The sequence below is a fragment of the Mesorhizobium amorphae CCNWGS0123 genome (assembly GCF_001686985.1).
GTDB lineage: Bacteria > Pseudomonadota > Alphaproteobacteria > Rhizobiales > Rhizobiaceae > Mesorhizobium > Mesorhizobium amorphae.
The window spans coordinates 1,971,780-1,988,907 of record NZ_CP015318.1 but is presented as its reverse complement, the minus strand read 5'-3'; the positions used below and the strand labels follow the sequence as shown (position 1 = coordinate 1,988,907).

The 17,128-nt window shown below is 63.8% G+C and carries 12 protein-coding genes and 1 tRNA gene; 8 read left to right on the top strand and 5 right to left on the bottom strand.

All coding sequences use genetic code 11. The features are described from left to right. Entirely contained in the window at positions 1–2,262 is a 2,262-nt protein-coding gene (locus A6B35_RS09265; protein WP_006206834.1) for a xanthine dehydrogenase family protein molybdopterin-binding subunit, read from the top strand. A 23-nt stretch (positions 2,263–2,285) separates the two neighbouring features. Continuing rightward, the gene (locus A6B35_RS09260) at positions 2,286–2,531 is read left to right on the top strand and encodes a MoaD/ThiS family protein (RefSeq protein ID WP_006206833.1); all 246 of its coding nucleotides are present in this window, start codon (positions 2,286–2,288) and stop codon (positions 2,529–2,531) included. Positions 2,532–2,604: 73 nt separating this feature from the next. On the opposite strand, the gene A6B35_RS09255 is transcribed toward A6B35_RS09260, so the two are convergent. Then, positions 2,605–3,279 carry a protein-L-isoaspartate(D-aspartate) O-methyltransferase gene (locus A6B35_RS09255; RefSeq protein WP_006206832.1) on the bottom strand — a complete coding sequence of 225 codons (675 nt, stop codon included), beginning with the start codon at positions 3,277–3,279 and terminating at the stop codon, positions 2,605–2,607. A gap of 173 nt (positions 3,280–3,452) precedes the next feature. After that, positions 3,453–5,891, bottom strand: a complete 2,439-nt coding sequence (locus tag A6B35_RS09250; RefSeq protein WP_065518174.1) for a GcvT family protein — start codon at positions 5,889–5,891, stop codon at positions 3,453–3,455. A gap of 92 nt (positions 5,892–5,983) precedes the next feature. Here A6B35_RS09250 and A6B35_RS09245 point away from each other — a divergent pair, with 92 nt between their 5' ends. The 5 genes from A6B35_RS09245 (at position 5,984) to nadC (ending at position 11,515) form a co-directional block, all read left to right on the top strand. Continuing rightward, positions 5,984–6,919: a LysR substrate-binding domain-containing protein gene (locus A6B35_RS09245; RefSeq protein ID WP_006206220.1), complete on the top strand. Its 936-nt coding sequence runs from the start codon at positions 5,984–5,986 to the stop codon at positions 6,917–6,919. Positions 6,920–7,123: 204 nt separating this feature from the next. Then, complete coding sequence (locus tag A6B35_RS09240) at positions 7,124–8,089, top strand: NUDIX hydrolase (RefSeq protein WP_006206219.1); 966 nt, start codon at positions 7,124–7,126, stop codon at positions 8,087–8,089. A gap of 59 nt (positions 8,090–8,148) precedes the next feature. Further along, positions 8,149–9,123, top strand: coding sequence for a quinolinate synthase NadA (gene nadA, locus A6B35_RS09235; RefSeq protein WP_006206218.1), 975 nt, complete (start codon positions 8,149–8,151; stop codon positions 9,121–9,123). Next, the gene (locus A6B35_RS09230; protein ID WP_006206217.1) at positions 9,120–10,661 is read left to right on the top strand and encodes an L-aspartate oxidase; all 1,542 of its coding nucleotides are present in this window, start codon (positions 9,120–9,122) and stop codon (positions 10,659–10,661) included. Before nadA ends, A6B35_RS09230 begins: the two co-directional genes overlap by 4 nt. After that, a complete protein-coding gene (nadC, locus tag A6B35_RS09225) occupies positions 10,661–11,515 on the top strand; it encodes a carboxylating nicotinate-nucleotide diphosphorylase (protein WP_006206216.1) in 855 nt (284 codons plus the stop codon). The genes A6B35_RS09230 and nadC overlap by 1 nt, the downstream gene beginning before the upstream one ends. Before the next feature lie 241 nt (positions 11,516–11,756). Here the strand turns inward: nadC and A6B35_RS35475 are convergent, their stop codons facing one another. The 3 genes from A6B35_RS35475 to A6B35_RS09215 all read right to left on the bottom strand — a co-directional run bounded on the left by A6B35_RS35475 (position 11,757) and on the right by A6B35_RS09215 (position 12,823). Further along, entirely contained in the window at positions 11,757–11,831 is a 75-nt protein-coding gene (locus tag A6B35_RS35475) for a hypothetical protein (protein ID WP_425312837.1), read from the bottom strand. Positions 11,832–11,943: 112 nt separating this feature from the next. After that, a tRNA-His gene (locus A6B35_RS09220) sits at positions 11,944–12,020 on the bottom strand. Between the two features lie 344 nt (positions 12,021–12,364). Next, positions 12,365–12,823: a phasin gene (locus tag A6B35_RS09215; protein ID WP_006206215.1), complete on the bottom strand. Its 459-nt coding sequence runs from the start codon at positions 12,821–12,823 to the stop codon at positions 12,365–12,367. Positions 12,824–13,069: 246 nt separating this feature from the next. Here A6B35_RS09215 and A6B35_RS09210 point away from each other — a divergent pair, with 246 nt between their 5' ends. Beyond that, complete coding sequence (locus A6B35_RS09210; RefSeq protein ID WP_040584158.1) at positions 13,070–16,936, top strand: histidine kinase dimerization/phospho-acceptor domain-containing protein; 3,867 nt, start codon at positions 13,070–13,072, stop codon at positions 16,934–16,936. Positions 16,937–17,128: the final 192 nt, after the last annotated feature.

The window sequence follows — 17,128 nt, the reverse complement described above, 5'->3', positions numbered from 1 at the left end:
ATGAATTTCGATCCGCGTTTTTCGGGACGCAAGTTCGCTTCGGTCGGCACGCGCCCCATCCGCCCCGACGGCGTCGACAAGGTGACGGGCCGCGCCCGCTACGGTGCCGACTTCAACATGGCCGGACAACTGGTCGGTCGCGTGCTGCGCAGCCCGCACGCCCACGCGATCATCAGGAAGATCGACACCTCGAAGGCGGAAAAGCTGAACGGCGTGAAAGCGGTGATCACCGCCGCCGACCTGCCGGACCTCACCGATGGCGATGCCGGCATGTACGATATCCTCGACAACTGCATGGCGCGCACCAAGGCGCTCTATGACGGCCATGCGGTGGCCGCGGTCGCCGCGGTCGATGCCCGTACCGCCAGGCAGGCGCTGAAGCTCATCGAGGTCGACTACGAGGTGCTGCCACATGTGACAGATGTCGACGAGGCGATGAAGCACACCGCCCCGGTGCTCAACGACGCCGTCTTCACCGAGGGTCTGGAACAAAAGCCGGTCAAACCGTCCAACGTCGCCAAGCGCACGCAATACGGCCATGGCGACGTCCATCAAGGCTTCGCCCAGGCCGATTTCCTGGTCGAACGCTCCTTCAAGACCGAGCAGACGCATCAGGGCTATATCGAGCCGCACGCCTGCGTGGCGAGCGTCTCGTCCGACGGCACCGCAGACCTGTGGGTCTGCACGCAGGGCCATTTCGTCTATCGCCAGCACTGCGCCCAACTGCTTGGGCTGGAAGCCTCGAAGCTGCGCGTCACCTCCTCCGAGATCGGCGGCGGTTTTGGCGGCAAGACGCATGTCTGGGCGGAGCCTGTGGCGCTGGCGCTGTCGCGCAAGGCCGGACGGCCGGTGAAGCTGGTGATGACCCGCGACGAGGTGTTCCGCGCCTCGGGGCCGACCAGCGCCACTTCGATCGACGTCAAGATCGGCGCCAGGAAGGACGGCACCATCACGGCGGCCGAAGCGACGCTGCGCTACACCAGCGGGCCCTATGCCGGCATGTGGGCCGAGCTCGGCGCCATGACGGCGTTCGCCTGCTACAAGCTCGATAACGTCAAGACCGTCGGCTTCGAGGTGCTGGTCAACCGGCCGAAGACCGCGGCCTATCGCGCGCCTTCCGCGCCGATGGCGGCCTTCGCGGTGGAAAGTGCTGTCGACGAGCTCGCCAAGGAGATAGGCATCGATCCGGTCGACTTCCGCATCAGGAACGCCGCGCAGGAAGGCACCAGGGCCTCCTACGGCCCGGTCTACGGCCCGATCGGCATCGGCCCGACGCTGGAGGCCGCGAAGCACCATCCGCACATGAAGGCACCGCTACAAGTAAACCAGGGCCGCGGCATGGCCTGCGGCTTCTGGTTCAACTTCGGCGGCCAGACCTGCACCGACCTCAACATCGGCATGGACGGCACGGTCTCGCTTGCCGTCGGCACGGTGGATGTCGGCGGTTCGCGCGCGTCGCTGTCGCTGGTGGCGGCGGAGGAGCTCGGCATCGACTACTCCCACGTCAAGGCGATCGTCGCCGACACCTCCTCCCTCGGTTACAACGACATGACCGACGGCAGCCGCGGCACCTTCTCGTCCTCGATGGCGACGATCTCGGCCGCCCGCAACGCGATCAAAATCCTGCGCGACCGCGCCGCGCAGATGTGGGATATCCCCGTCGACGACGTGGTCTGGGAAAACGGCCAGGCACTCGCCAGGGGCGAGAAGTACGGCAACCTGTCGCCGCTGTCCTTGAAGGAGATCGCCGCCCAGTCCGGCAAGACCGGCGGACCGATCGCCGGCCATAGCGAGCTCGTCGCCGACGGCGCAGGCGTGTCCTTCGCCACCCATATCTGCGACATCGAGGTCGACCCCGAGACCGGCGCCACCAGGGTGCTGCGCTACACCGTCATCCAGGACGCCGGCAAGGCGGTGCACCCGACCTATGTCGAGGGCCAGTACCAGGGCGGTGCCGCGCAAGGCATCGGCTGGGCGCTCAACGAGGAGTATATCTACGGCAAGGACGGGCGGCTGCAGAATGCCGGCTTCCTCGACTACCGCATCCCGGTGTGCTCCGACCTGCCGATGATCGACACGCAGATCCTCGAGATCCCCAACCCCAACCACCCCTACGGCGTGCGCGGCGTCGGCGAGACCTCGATCGTGCCGCCGCTGGCGGCGATCGCCAATGCAGTGTCGAACGCGGCCGGCGTGCGCATGACGCACATCCCGATGTCGCCGCCCCGCATCCTGGCGGCGATCGACGCCGAACGAGGCTAGAGCGAAATGGGGTTTTCGCTCTAATGGTCGAAGTGACGCTCTGGGGCTCGCTCGCCGCGATCGCCGGAGGCAACAGCAAAGTCGAGGTCGAGGCCAAGGACATCAGGGAACTGTTCAGGAAACTGGCTGAACAGTATCCCGGCCTCGAGCCCTGGATCGACCGCGGGATCGCGGTCTCGATCGATGGGACGATCTATCGCGACACGTGGTCGAAGGAATTGCCGCAAGACGCTGAAATTTTCCTGCTGCCGCGTCTCGCCGGGGGGTAACCACCATCGACGACCAAATCCTGGTTTGTGATGCAGGCTCGAGGCCGTCGCGCCAGTTGTGCGCACCACCTTATTAGACGGTTTCGAGCCGGCTGAACCGAACCGGGATGAGTTTCCGAGTCTTGAGGTGCCCTGCCGCATCCTTGTCGATGGTAGTCAGAAACTGTACTCCTTCAGACACCAAAGGCAGAACCAGACGTCCCGCTGGCTTGAGCTGCTCCAGCAAAGCTGGCGGCGTCCGCTCAGCCGCCACGGTAAGCAAGATCTTGTCGAATGGGGCATGCTCGGACCAGCCGCGAGACCCGTCTCCGACACGAATGGCGATGTTGGAAAAGCCAATGCCCTGCAGCAAAGCCTCGGCATGGCTTGCGAATTCCTCGATGATCTCGACGCTCCAAACTTGTCCGGCGAGTTCCGCGAGGATTGCGGTTTGGTAGCCCAGGCCAGTGCCGATCTCGAGCACTGCCTCGTGCGGTTGAGGAGCGAGGAGATCGGTCATCAGAGCGACAATGAAGGGCTGCGAGACGGTCTTATCGAAACCGATCGGCAGCGGCATGTCCTGGTAGGCATAGGGCGCCACCGGGGCTGGCACGAAGAGATGCCGCGGAACCCGCCGCATCGATGCCATCACCCGCTCATCGAGCGTTGCCTTGCCGAGTTCTTCGCTTGCAAGGTCGGCATGGATCGCAATCACCTCGACCATGTGCCTGCGTAGAACCGCCAGATGCTCTTCATTCATCGGCTTCATGACGGTGGGACGTTCCTCAACCAGTCTGCTGCCAGATTGCTTTATATCCTGTTCGTCTTGTCACTGTAACGCCCGCCATCATTTCCAGCGAGAGCCTGCGGCAAGCGCGGGTGACTTGGGGCCGTCCGATATTCAAGCAATTGCAGCGCGATGGTAACGCCGGGACGACGAGCTCACATGCGGCAGCGCAGAGCTTCGGGGTCGTAGGGCGATTCCGCGATCACCCGCGCCTTGCGCATCTCGCCGAGGATCGGCACCTCCAGTTCCGTGCCCAGCTTACCGAGTTCCACCGGCAGCAGCGCAAAGGCGACGTCGTGGCCGAGCGTATAGGCATAGCTGCCGGAGGTGATGCGGCCGACAAGCTTGCCCTCGTGATGGACGCCTTCGTGGATGAGTGAGCTCGCGCCATCCGTGTCGATGGCGATCGTCACAGATCGCTGCCTCACACCTTCCTGCTGCTGGTGCACGAGTGCCGCCTTGCCGATGAAATCGCCCTTGTCCAGCCGGATGAAGCGATCGAGGTTGCTTTCCCAGGCGCTCAACTCCGGGTTCATGTCGCGGTACATGGCGCGATAGGATTTTTCGAGCCGCAGCGATTCCAGCGCATGCAAGCCGATGAGCCGCAGGCCGTGGGGTTCGCCGGCCGCCAGCAGTGCCTCGAGAAGGTGACGCTGGTAGCACAGCGGATGGTAGAGTTCCCAGCCGAGCTCACCTTCATAGTTGATGCGCAGCAGACGGACATCCGTGGCCAACCCCACCGTGCCGGACTTCACGCCAAACCACGCAAACGCCTCGTTGGACAGATCGATCTCAGTCAGCCCCTGCAGAACCTCGCGTGCCTTCGGGCCAACGATCGTGAAGCAGCCGCGCTCGTTCGTGACATTGCGGAGCTGCACGCTGCCGTCCTTGGGCAACAGCTTCGACAGATCGTCGAAATTCCAGCGTTCGGCGCGCGGCGTGGAGATGAGGTAGAAGGTGCCGTCCTGCAGGCGTGAAATCGTATATTCTGCTTGCACGCCGCCGTTCTTCGTAAGGTGATGGCTGAGATTGACGCGGCCGATCTTCGGCAGTCGGTTTGCGAGGATACCATCCAGCCACGTTTCGGCGCCCGGACCGGAGACCTCGAACTTCGTCATTGGTGTCATTTCGACGAGACCGACGGCGGTGCGCACGGCCCTCACCTCCTCGCCGACATAGTGACCTTTCTGGGTCCACCGCCAGCTATACTGATCCTTCGCCTCCACGCCCTCCGGCGCGAACCAGTTCGGCATTTCCCAGCCGTTGAGCACGCCCCAGACCGCACCGCGCTTGGTCAGAATATCGTAGGAGGGTGCGGTCTTCTGCGGACGGGCTGCCGGCATGTCCTGGTAGGGATAGTGCAGTTCGGCGTGCGTACCCCAGCATTCGCGCACCTTCTGGCGCGTCCACTCCTTGTTGGCGTAGTCACCGAAGCGGCGCGGATCGATTTCGGACGTGTCGAGGCAGTTCGCACCCTCGACGATTCGTTCCGAGAGATAGTAGCCGATTGCACCGCCCCAGAGGATGCCTCCCGCAACGCCTTCCGCGAGCCAGACATTCTCCAGCCCCCAGGCCGGACCGACCAGCGGCAGCTCGTCGGCCGTCATCTGGAACGGGCCTCGAACGTTCGCCTTGATGCCGACGCGACCGAGCGCCGGCACGAGCTCCAAGGCACGCTCCCAGTTCCAGGCGACCGCGTCGAAATCCTCTTCGAGCAGGTCCGCGCCGAACCATTCAGGAACGCCGTTTTCGGCGAAGAGCTTCAGGCGTTCCGTCTTCTCGTAGGGTCCGAACATCAGCCCGTCGCCTTCTTCGCGCAGGTAGCCTTCGTAACCTTCGTCGCGCAGGATCGGCATTTCTGGCAGGCCCTGGCGCTTGCGCTCCACCACTTCGGGAACCGCATTGGTGATCCAGTACTGGTGGACGATAGGGATTGCCGGGATTTCCAGGCCGAGCATGGCGCCCGTCTGGCGTGCATAGTTGCCGGTCGCCGAAATGATGTGTTCGCAGGTGATTTCGCCCCGATTGGTGAGGATCTTCCATTCTCCGCCCGGCATGCGCTCGAAGCCGCGCACTTCGGTGTTGAGGTAGATCTTCGCGCCCCGGTCGCGGGCGCCCCTGGCCATGGCCTGCGTCACGTCCGCCGGTGCGATGTGCCCGTCATCGGGATGGTAGAGAGCGGCCCGCATCTCCTTGTTTTCGAGCAGTGGCCAGAGCTCACGCGCCTCCTGCGGTGTCACCAGTTCCGCGCGGATGCCCTGCACCGCCGCGACACTCATGTAGCTCCTGTATTCATCCAGGCGGTCTTGCGTGTTGGCGATGCGCAGCTGGCCGCACTTGTGCCAGCCCACATGCTGACCGGTTTCCGCTTCCAGACCTTCGTAGATTTCTATCGTCTTGGCGATCATGCGGCCGATATTGATGCTGCGCATGTAGGAGGGAATGAGGCCGGCGGCATGCCAGGTCGATCCGGCCGTAAGCTGTGTGCGTTCCAGAAGGGCGACGTCGGCCCAACCGCGTTTCGCAAGACCGTAGAGGATGGCGGCGCCGACACAACCACCGCCGATGACGACAGCGCGAGCATGAGTTTGCATTGAGAGGCTCCCTCGAATTGGTTCTGCAACCTACAAACGCCTTACCGACCTGTAATGTTGATAAAAATTGTCGAGCGGCATAACTTGAAATTATGCACAGGCTCCGCTCCCTGGTCCCGTCCGCGAATTATCTCTTCTGCTTCGAGGCAGCCGCCCGACGCCGCAGTTTCACGGCTGCCGCACAAGAACTGAATGTCAGCCAGCCCGCCGTCAGCAAGACGATCCGGCTGCTTGAGCACGCGACGGGGCTGAAGCTCTTCCGCCGCGACCATACACGGCTGGAGCTGACCGCAGAGGGGCAGCGGCTTTACAAGGAAACGCAGGAAGCGTTCGACCATCTGCACATGGTCATCTCCTCGCTGCAGAAGAAGCATTCGAACGACGTGGTTCGCGTTTCTTTCTCCGCCGCCTTCGTGCAGCTCTGGCTGTTGCCGCGGCTCAAGGACTTCAAGGCGAAGCACCCGGACGTTTCGCTTCGCATCGAGGAAAGCAGCCGCGACCATCAGGACCTGCTCGAAGAGGACATCGACCTGTCTGCGCGCCTCGGCAACGGCAAGTGGCCAGGCATCCATGCCTGGCGCTTCGTGACGGAAGAAGTGCTGCCGGTGTGCAGCCCGGACTATTTGAAGGAACATGGACCGATCCGCGAGCCGGCCGACCTTTTGCAGCATACGCTCCTGATTTTCGAGGAACGGCACCGGTTGCGTCTCGGCTGGCGCGAATGGCTGGAGCGGCACTCGGTTCCGGCGGCGCGGCTGAAGCAGGATTTCGTCTTCACCGATGCGCTCGGCTCGATTGAGGCGGCGGTGCTCGGCCAGGGTATCGCGCTCGGCTGGAAGCATCTTGTCCATGACCATGTCCGGGCCGGACGACTGGTCTTCCCGCTGGCGGAGTCCTACCGCTCGGGACAGGCGATCCACATCATCATGCCGGTGCAACGCGCGCCCAAGCGCGGAACCGAACTCTTTCGCAACTGGCTGATCGAACAGAATGTCGACGCCGATATGCTGCGGGTTGGTAAGGAGTGAAAAGGTCCCCTGAGCATCGTGTAGGCAACTTCGATGCCTCGGCCGGCTGGTTGTCGCATTTGGTATAGAAATGCACCAGCGTACGGGCAACGACCGAGACCCGGTCGAACCTGGGCGAACGTTGACGGGCGGCAGCCAGCAGTTCACCTTCGCTGGATTGCCCCTTTCGAGGGCGGCTGATACTCGGAATTTCATCAAATCCTTATGCAAGACAAGACAGCACGGGCGACGAAGCAGCCCGCAAGAAATGACCGCAGCCAGGCCGTCAATGCGGACCTGATCGCCGTTGTGATTGCCGTAACCACTGGCGAACCGAGAGTTCTCACCATCGAGCAGGCTCAGGCTTTGCCGTCCGGTCCTTTTGAGCTCGGCCATCGCTCCTTGCAGTCTGGTCTGCGGGCGTGGGTGGAGCGGCAGACCGGTCATCAGCTGGGCTATATTGAACAGCTCTACACCTTTGCCGACCGCGACCGGACCGGTGACGAGCGCGTGCAGATCTCGATCAGCTATCTTGGCCTGACGCGGGAAGAGCAGGCAGAACGTTCGCAAACACATGGCTGGCACGGATGGTACGACTATTTTCCGTGGGAAGATCACCGCGCCGGCGTACCTTCTATTCTGCCTGACATCGTCGTGCCCCGTCTTTCGGCCTGGTCCGACGACGCGGAAGATCCAGGCATACGCCGCGACCGCCGGCAGCGTGTTGCATACGCCTTCGGTCTGGATGATCGCGACTGGAATGAAGAACTCGTTCTGCAAAGGTACGAGCTGCTTTACGAAGCCGCGCTGGTGGCCGAGGCCACACGTGGTCGGGACAACGGCAATCCGCCGTCCATCCCTGGCCGTCCGATGATCGCAGATCATCGGCGTATTCTGGCAACGGGAATGGCCAGGCTGCGAACCAAGATCAAGTACCGCCCCGTCGTCTTCGAGCTGATGCCGGCAACGTTCACATTGCTGCAGTTGCAGCGAACCGTGGAGGCGCTCGCCGGCCGGCTCGTTCACAAGCCAAACTTTCGACGTCTGATCGAAGAGCAGGATCTGGTCGAGGAGACAGGCGAGACGATGTCCGACACCGGGGGCCGCCCGGCGAAGCGCTTCCGCTTTCGCCAAACGGTCTTGGTGGAGCGAACCGCCGCAGGAACGAAATTGCCACTCTCACGCGGTTGACATTTCTTATACTCAAGATAAGTATATGTCGGTTATACTCATTTGGAGAATAATTGGCTATGCCTATCACCTCCGCGCGCACGGCAGCGCTGTACGACCGCGTGCGGCACGTCATTCCGTCAATCGAATGGCCGGCATTCACCGATGATATCGGGGCCATTCTCGATCTGAAACAGCAGCGAAACGCCGTCATCCTGGCGCACAACTACCAGACGCCGGAGATCTTCCACTGTGTTGCCGACATCGTCGGCGACAGCCTGGCGCTTGCCCGCAAGGCGATGTCGGTCGAAGCCGATGTCATCGTGCTGGCCGGCGTGCATTTCATGGCTGAAACTGCGAAGCTGCTCAATCCGCAAAGGACCGTGCTCATTCCCGATTTGCGCGCAGGCTGTTCGCTGGCAGACTCGATTACCGCCGAGGACATCCGGCTGCTGCGGCAACGCTATCCGGGCGTGCCGGTCGTCACCTATGTCAACACGTCGGCCGAAGTGAAAGCCGAGTCCGATATCTGCTGTACGTCGGGCAATGCGAAAGCCGTGGTGGAGTCACTAGGCGTTCCCCGGGTGATCATGTTGCCGGACGAATATCTCGCCCGGAACATAGCCGCCCAGACCGATGTGCAGATCATCGCCTGGACGGGGCATTGCGAGGTGCATGAGCGCTTCACGCCAGCCGACATCAGAGAATTGCGCGACAGTCATCCGGGCGTGACGGTGCTCGCGCATCCCGAATGCCCGCCGGAAGTCGTCGCCGAAGCTGACTTCTCTGGTTCGACGGCCGCCATGTCCGACTATGTCGGGAAGCAAAAGCCGGCGCGGGTCGCGCTGATGACCGAATGCTCGATGAGCGACAACGTCGCAGTCGAGCATCCCGAGGTCGAGTTCATCCGGCCCTGCAATTTATGCCCGCATATGAAACGGACAACGCTCGCCAATATCCGTACGGCACTCGAGCAGAACCGCCATATCGTCACCATCGAGCCGGAGATCGCCGGGCGCGCGCGGCTGGCCGTCGAGCGGATGCTGGCCGTATGAGCATGGACGTCCACCATCTCGCCGGCCGGCCGGTCATCATCGGCGGCGGCATAGCCGGTCTGACGACCGCGCTGCACCTGGCGCCCGAGCCGGTGCTTCTCCTGTCGAGATCTCCGCTTGGCGCGGACGCGTCCAGCGCGTGGGCGCAAGGCGGGCTTGCGGCCAGCCTGGGTGCGGACGATGACCCGGCACTCCATCTTGCCGACACGCTCGCGGCAGGCGACGGTCTTTGCAATGCGCAAGCGGCAAGGCGCATCGTATACGCCGCGCCCGCCGCGATCGAGGATCTGGCACGCCTTGGGGTTCGCTTCGATCGGACACCGGCAGGCGCTCTTCGTCTCGGGCTGGAGGCCGCGCACAGCCGGCGGCGCATCGTTCATGCCGGGGGTGACGGCAGCGGATGGGAGGTCATGCGCGCCCTGGTCGCCGCCGTGCGCTCCACGCCGACAATAGAGGTCATCGAGGGCGTCGAAGCACGCCGGTTGGTCGTGGAGGATGGCAGGGTCACCGGCGTGCTGGCGAGTTGTTCGACGGGTCCAGCGTTCCTCGCCACGGGACGGGTCGTTCTCGCCACTGGCGGGATTGGCGGGTTGTTTCTCGACTCAACCAACCCGATGGGCAGTTGCGGACAGGGCCTGGCGCTCGCAGCGCGCGCGGGTGCGGTCCTTGCCGACCTGGAGTTCATCCAGTTCCACCCGACAGCCCTTGACGGGCCCCGCCGTCCAATGCCGCTCATCAGCGAGGCGGTTCGCGGTGAAGGTGCGGCGCTCGTCGACGAGACAGGGCGGCGCTTCCTCGACGGCGTGCGCGGCGCGGAACTCGCACCGCGCGACGTCGTCGCGCGCGCTGTCTGGAAGCATCTCGCGGACGGCCATCGCGTCTTCCTCGACGTGCGCGAAAGGCCAGGCGCTGCATTCGCGCAGAATTTTCCAACGATCGCTTCAGCCTGCAGCAAGGTCGGCATCGATCCGGCACGTGACCTCATTCCCATCCGGCCGGCGCAGCACTACCACATGGGTGGCGTCGCCGTGGATCTGGGCGGGCGCACGTCGGTTCCGGGACTTTGGGCTTGCGGAGAGGTCGCCTCGACCGGGCTGCACGGTGCCAACCGGCTTGCCAGCAACTCGCTGACCGAGGCCGTCGTCTGCGCGCGCTGGGTTGCCGAGAGTGTAGCCGCTTCGCCCTATGACGGCGGAAAACCAACATTGGCGCATGACCTGCCCGCGCAAGATCCAAAGCTTGTGCGCCCTCTCCTGTCGCGTGGCCTCGGCGTCATGCGGGATGGCGAAGGGTTGAAAGAGACCGCGCGAGCCTTGCTGCCGTTGTTGCAAGGGCACGGTGCGGCGTCCGATCCCGCCGCCGTGGGGCTGATGATCACGATTGCCGCCTTGCTGCGCCAGGAAAGCCGTGGGGCTCATTTCCGGACGGACTTTCCGCATCATGCGGCCGTCGCCCGCCGTTCCCAAATCACGCTCGACGCGGCCATTGCCGCAGCGCGGGAACTCGCCTCCTCCCCAACGCTTGAAAGCGTCTTTTGATGAGCCTCCCACCACTTCCCGCAATCATGATCGAGCCCCTGGTGCGCGCAGCCCTTCTCGAAGACCTTGGCAGGGCCGGCGACCTGACCTCGGACGCCGTCATACCGAAGGACAGCCATGCCACAACCGTGCTTTCGGCACGCCAGGCCGGAACTGTCGCCGGGCTCGACCTGGCAATGCTCGCCTTCCAGCTCATTGATCAGAACGTTGACATCGACGTGCATCGCGCGGACGGCAGCGAGGTGGTGCCCGGAGAGGTCATTGCAGTGGTGAGCGGTTCGGCTCGCGCAATACTCACGGCAGAACGGACGGCGCTCAATTTTCTCTGCCATCTGAGCGGCATCGCCACCGCGACGGCATCGGTAGTCTCAGCGGTTCGCGGGCACAAAGCAAAGGTCGTCTGCACCCGCAAGACGACGCCCGGATTGCGGACGGTCGAAAAATATGCGGTGCGCGCCGGCGGCGGCTCCAACCACCGCTTCGGCCTCGACGACGCCATCCTCATCAAGGACAACCACATCGCCGTCGCCGGCGGAGTTCGCGCGGCCATCGAGCGCGCGCGAGGCAATGTCGGGCATCTCGTCAAGATCGAAGTCGAGGTCGATACGCTAGCCCAGTTGGATGACGTCCTGGCCCTCGCCCCCGATGCCGTGCTGCTCGACAATATGTCGGTCGATGACTTGCGCAAGGCGGTGGCCATGGTTGCCGGCCGGGCGATCACGGAGGCGTCCGGCGGGATCACCGCGGCTACGGCGCCCGTCTTCGCCGCGACCGGCGTCGATCTTATTTCGATTGGCTGGCTGACTCACAGCGCGCCGATCCTCGACATCGGGCTCGACTACCGTGAGCCTTGACCGTCGGGCCTGACCATCGGCGGCCGAATGACTTTTCTCGACACGAGCAGGGCAACGGATCAATGCGAAAGATAGTCGCCGGCAAGGCGGCAGGCGCAGGTTTCCTACCATCGGCACGGCATGGCTGTGCCACCTGAGCGCTCCTGCACTGGGCGCTGCGGCCAAACTGTGAAGCCCCTACGCGAGAGGCGCGCCTTGAACCGACCACCGACGCCTATTGCTTGACCGAGGTGGAGGTGCCCTAGGTGTCCGACAGCACGTAACCTTGGGGATACGGATCCGTTGGATCGAGATAATAGCTGTGCTCGCCGGTGATCCAGGCCCGGCCGGTGAGACGATTAGGTGTGACGCGTGTCTTCGATGAGAAGGGAGGTTGCAGCGAAAAGGCCCAAAAGTTGAGGTATCACAGACCAGCGGCTGCAAGCCGATGGTACCGTTGGCTGGGATCGAACCAGCGACCTCCGGATCCACAATCCGGCGCTCTAACCATCTGAGCTACAACGGCACGTGTGCCTGGCAGGATCCAGATGAAGCTTGTTCTCCGGGATCCGCACTGTCGTTCGGCGATGCGTCCAATACGGGCTATCGGATCTTAATTCAAGGCCTTTGAGAAGCAAAGGTTCGGTTCTGCAAACCGTGCCGGTTTCCACCAGGCAAAAGAAAAGGCCGGCGGGAGGAGGTGCCGGCCTTTTCCTGTTACGAGCCAGCGGGAGGAGGTGCTGGCTGGTCACCCCGGGGAGCAGAGGGAGGAGGTTCCACTCGCCGGGTATTCACTTGGTCACTTTATCGCACATCTATTTGTCTGACGAAATGCGACGTTTTGATGCATCGCCAGGATGAGCGCAAATATTAGGCGGCCTTGATGTCCTTCAGGGCCTTCTCGAAAGCGGTCTTGACCGGCTTGGAGACGTCCTCGGCAGCCTTGGAAGCAACTGCCTGGAATTCCTTGGCCTGCTCGACGGTCGTCTCGACACGCTTGCGCAGGAAGGCGGTCTGCAGCTCGACGACTTCCGACAGCGACTTGGCGCCGATCAGGGCTTCGAGATGCGAGAAGCCGGCTTCGGCATTGGCGCGCAGAGCGGCAATGGTCTTGAGCGACAGGTCGCTGGAAACGGTCTTGGCGGTCTCGAAGGTCGACTCGAGAACCTTCTGGGTCTCCTCGGCGCCGGTCTTCAGCTTGGTGTAGGCCTCTTTCGACTGCTCGACGCCCTTTTCGGCGAAAGCGCGAATCTGGTCGGTGGTCTTGGAAGCATCGAAGGTAGGGAATTCAACGTTCTCGATCGTCTCGCCGGTCTTGGTCTTGGACATTTTCCATCCTTTTCAGTGGTAGCGGCTTTGACAGAAAGCCGTCTCGTTCATGTATAATGGCAATATAGAGGTTTTTTTGTGCGATGCAACATCTTTGTTGCGGTGCACCATAAAATTCTTCCCTACCGTTAACCAAGAGCCCAGAGATTCCGGCCGCTGCACGTCATAGCTTGTGGACCTTCGCCCCGCCGGCTTTTATTAACAAAGCGTTAACTGAAATTGCCCGCCGAGGGATTCGCCAAGCGCATGCCGCCTGAAAACTACTCCTTCCTCGACGTCGCCGTGCTCGACGCGGTCCGCCAGCGCTTCGCCGCCGGCGACGCGATCGCCATATTGTCGGCGGACCTCGAACAGGTGATCTGGGCCAATGGGCCTGGGGCCGCGGTGTTCGGCTACCCGGATATCGAGGCCATTATCGGCGCCTCGGCACGGCTGCCGCTGATCGCCCGGCGCCAGATCATGGCGACCAGCGGCTTTCCGGAGATCGGCAGCGACCGCGCCATCACGGTCAGGCTGGCGACCGGCCTCAGCAGCCGCGCCGTCGGCTTCCTGGCCAGCGCGGTCAGGATGCCGGATGGTGAGCATGCGATCATGCTGGTGTTGCCGGCGGCGCAGACCGGCTCGCGCAGCCCGGCCGAGATCGCCAGCCGCGCCATTGGCGGCTTCACCGAAGATGGCCATTTCATCGCCTTCATCAACGCCGCCGGCGGTGTCGAGGCCGCCTCGGACGGCTTTGCGGCGCTCGGCATCCAGCCCGAGACGCTGGCAGCGCTTGTTGGCGATGTGGCAAACGGCGAGGAGCGTATCGTCAAGCGCCTGGTTCCGGGCGGCGCCAATTCCTATCCGGCCGGCCTCGCCCGGCTAACCGACACGCGCCACCTGCTGGTGGTCATCGACGAAGACCAACTCGACGATGAAGGGGCCGTTGGCGAGCCCTACACCGCATCGGCAGAAGACAACATGGCTGGCCGGGCGGAAGCCGGTCAGGACAATGAACCCACGACAACAGCTCCGTCGGGTGCGGACGTGGCGCCGGACGCCGGCAGCGTCGCACAGCCGACCGACGAGCAACCTGCTCCTTCGACGATACAAAGCCTGGACAGCAACGACCGGCAAGCAACCGGCGCAGCACAAGCGCAACACGACCACTGGTATTTCAATGCCGGCAGGGATGAGGCGGGACAGCCGAACCGATCAGGCACTCCGGTGCAGGTCGACGCCCCAGCCGAAAGCAGGCAACAGGAGTTTGCCAGGGCCGCCTCTGCCGCTGAACGTCCTGCCGCAGCAGCAATCGACCGTTCGGCACCGCCGCTGCGCTTCGTCTGGCGCACCGATGCCGAAGGCAGGTTCAGCGCTCTGTCGGCGGAATTCGCCGGGATCGTCGGCAAGCCCGCCGCCGACGTGATCGGCCGCCGCTTCAAGGATGTGGCTGCCACTTTCGGTCTCGATGCCTCGGGCGAGATCGCCGGCCTGCTGGAGCGGCGCGACACCTGGTCCGGCCGTTCTGTGCTGTGGCCGGTGGCCGGTACCGATCTCAAGATCCCAGTCGATCTGGCGGCGTTGCCGGTCTATGGCCGCAGCCGCGCCTTCGAAGGTTTTCGCGGTTTCGGCGTTGCCCGCAGCGGCGACGCGGTGGTCGATCCGGAAGCGATCGGCATGGCGCTTGTCCCCAATGGCGAGACGCACCGGAGCAGCGAGCCGGCAATACTGGCGACCGAGACGGAGACAGCCGAGCCGACCGACCCGTTCAAGGGCGAAGTGCCGGCGCTGACCATCGTGCCGAAGCCGGAACGCCGCTTCGCCGACAAGGTGATCCGGCTGGCCGAGCATCGGCAACCGGCCAACGATAAGGGCCTGTCGACCCTGGAGCGCAGCGCCTTCCGCGAGATCGGCGAGCGGCTGAAGAAGGACAGCGCGACCCCGGTCGAACAGCCGCCGGCTGCGGAGACCCGCGCCGAGGACACAAAAGCAACCGCCGACAAGGATGCCCCGGTCGAGGCAGTCGACGAGCCCTCACCTGACCGGTCCGGCGCCGCACAGCCGCCGGAGCCGTCCGCCGAAGTCGGTGAGCAGGCGAAAGTCGCAGCAACCGTCAACCAGCCGCCGGAAAGCGAAACGGAAGCGGCTGAACAACCCGAGAGCGCCGCCGAAGACGAGAAGGATCTGGCGCGACTCGACGGCGTCCAGCCGGAGGAAGACAGCGAAGAGGCCCCCACGGGCCAGCCCGCGGCGCCTGCCGTCTCGGGCTCGCTGCTCGACTATGCCGACCATACGGACGAGCCGGGCAAGGTTGCGGACAGTAGCGACGCGCCGGTTTCCGAGCCGGACCAGGCGACAGTAGCACCGGAAGCCACCAAGGCTGAGGATACCGAGCCGGTTGTTGCCGTGACGCCGGCTACCGGCGTCGGCGAAGACGACAGCATGACATCAGACGATTTCCGCGACGCCGAGGACAGCGAGGACTGGGCGCCGGCCAATGGGAACACCGCTGTTTCCACCGGGGACAAGCCTCCTGAGGCGAGTGCTGCTCCGCCGGAGCGGCCGCTGCTCAAGACGCCACAGCTCAAGCTCGGCGGGTTCCTGCCCTCGGCTTTCTCAACCGGGGATGAGACCAAAGCCCCCGATACATCGATCCTCGGCAAGCTGCCGGTGCCGCTGCTCATCCATTCCGGCGACGTGCTTCATTACGCCAATGACGAATTCCTCCATTTGACCGGCTATGACGCGCTCGACGATTTGGCCGATGCCGGCGGCCTCGGCGCCTTGTTTGCCGATCATTACTCCGACGACGGCGCTGCCGACGAAAGCGACCGCGCGCTCAGGCTGAAGGCACGCGACGGGCAGGAATTCCCGATCGACGCCATCCTGCGCTCGGTTCCGTGGCGCGGCGGCAAGGCGCTGATGCTGGTGGTGCGCCGTTCAGGCGAGGACGAGGCGCCGCCTGCTGCCCTGCATGGCCTGTCGGACGAACCGACCCAGCCCGATGTTTCCGAGCTCAAAAGCCGCATTGCCGAAATGCGCACCATCATCGACACCGCCACCGACGGCGTGGTGCTGATCGGCCGGGACGGCGCGATCCGTTCGATCAGCCGTCCGGCAGAAGCCTTGTTCGGCTTCGACAGCGACGAGGTGGCCGGCAAGCCGTTCGCCTCGCTGTTCGCCATCGAGAGCCAGCGCGCGGCGCGCGACTATCTCAACGGGCTTTCCGAGCCCGGCGTCGCCAGCGTGATGAATGACGGACGCGAGGTGATCGGGCGCGAGGCGCAGGGTCGCTTCATTCCGCTGTTCATGACCATCGGCAGGCTGCCCAGCGACAGCGGCTTCTGCGCCGTGGTGCGCGACATCACGCAGTGGAAGCGGGCCGAGGAGGATCTGACCCAGGCGCGGGCCGTGGCCGAGCGCGCCTCTTCGCAGAAGACGGATTTCCTAGCCCGTATCAGCCACGAGATCCGCACGCCGCTCAATGCCATCATCGGATTTTCCGAACTGATGGTGGACGAAAAATTCGGGCCGGTGGCGAACGACCGCTACCGCGACTATTTGCGCGACATCAACCGCTCGGGCAACCACGTGCTCGACCTCGTCAACGACCTGCTCGACATTTCGAAGATCGAGGCCGGCCAGCAGGAGATGGATTACGAGGCGGTGTCGCTCAACGACACGCTGGCCGAAACCGTGGCGATGATGCAGCCGCAGGCCAATCGCGAACGCGTCATCATCCGCTCCAGCTTCGCCTCGCGGCTGCCGGAGGTGGTGGCCGATTTGCGCAGCGTGCGCCAGATAGCGCTCAACATCCTGTCCAACGCCATCCGCTACACGCAGGCCGGCGGCCAGGTCATTGTCTCGACCGCCTACGAGACCTCGGGCGATGTCGTCATGCGCGTGCGCGATACCGGCATCGGTATGAGCCAGGCCGAGATCGAGCAGGCGCTGAAGCCGTTCAAGCAGATCAATGCACTCAAGCGCGGACGCGGCGACGGTACCGGTCTTGGACTGCCGCTGACCAAGGCGATGGTGGAGGCCAACCGGGCCCGCTTCAGCATCAATTCGACGCCCGGCGAGGGCACGCTCGTCGAAGTCGCCTTCCCCTCGACCCGCGTGCTGGCCGAGTAGGCCTGATCCATTGCTTTTGCAGCAAAAGAAAAGGCGTCCAATGGGACGCCTTAGGTAATGAGATTGCTGTCACAACGGGGCTTGAGCGAAACTGATCCTCAGGGGACGAGGACGGGATTTCTCCCTCAAGTTACATGCGACTATCGGCGCCGGCCCTTAACAAATCCTTACCGGCCGGCCGGAAAATTTACG

Coding starts and splice junctions, on each gene's coding strand:
- A6B35_RS09215 (WP_006206215.1), bottom strand. CDS start 12,823: ATGTCCAAGACCAAGACCGGCGAGACGATCGAGAACGTTGAATTCCCT.
- A6B35_RS09265 (WP_006206834.1), top strand. CDS start 1: ATGAATTTCGATCCGCGTTTTTCGGGACGCAAGTTCGCTTCGGTCGGC.
- A6B35_RS09250 (WP_065518174.1), bottom strand. CDS start 5,891: ATGCAAACTCATGCTCGCGCTGTCGTCATCGGCGGTGGTTGTGTCGGC.
- A6B35_RS09255 (WP_006206832.1), bottom strand. CDS start 3,279: ATGAAGCCGATGAATGAAGAGCATCTGGCGGTTCTACGCAGGCACATG.
- nadC (WP_006206216.1), top strand. CDS start 10,661: ATGAGCCTCCCACCACTTCCCGCAATCATGATCGAGCCCCTGGTGCGC.
- A6B35_RS09260 (WP_006206833.1), top strand. CDS start 2,286: ATGGTCGAAGTGACGCTCTGGGGCTCGCTCGCCGCGATCGCCGGAGGC.
- A6B35_RS09245 (WP_006206220.1), top strand. CDS start 5,984: ATGCACAGGCTCCGCTCCCTGGTCCCGTCCGCGAATTATCTCTTCTGC.
- A6B35_RS09210 (WP_040584158.1), top strand. CDS start 13,070: ATGCCGCCTGAAAACTACTCCTTCCTCGACGTCGCCGTGCTCGACGCG.
- A6B35_RS09230 (WP_006206217.1), top strand. CDS start 9,120: ATGAGCATGGACGTCCACCATCTCGCCGGCCGGCCGGTCATCATCGGC.
- A6B35_RS09240 (WP_006206219.1), top strand. CDS start 7,124: ATGCAAGACAAGACAGCACGGGCGACGAAGCAGCCCGCAAGAAATGAC.
- nadA (WP_006206218.1), top strand. CDS start 8,149: ATGCCTATCACCTCCGCGCGCACGGCAGCGCTGTACGACCGCGTGCGG.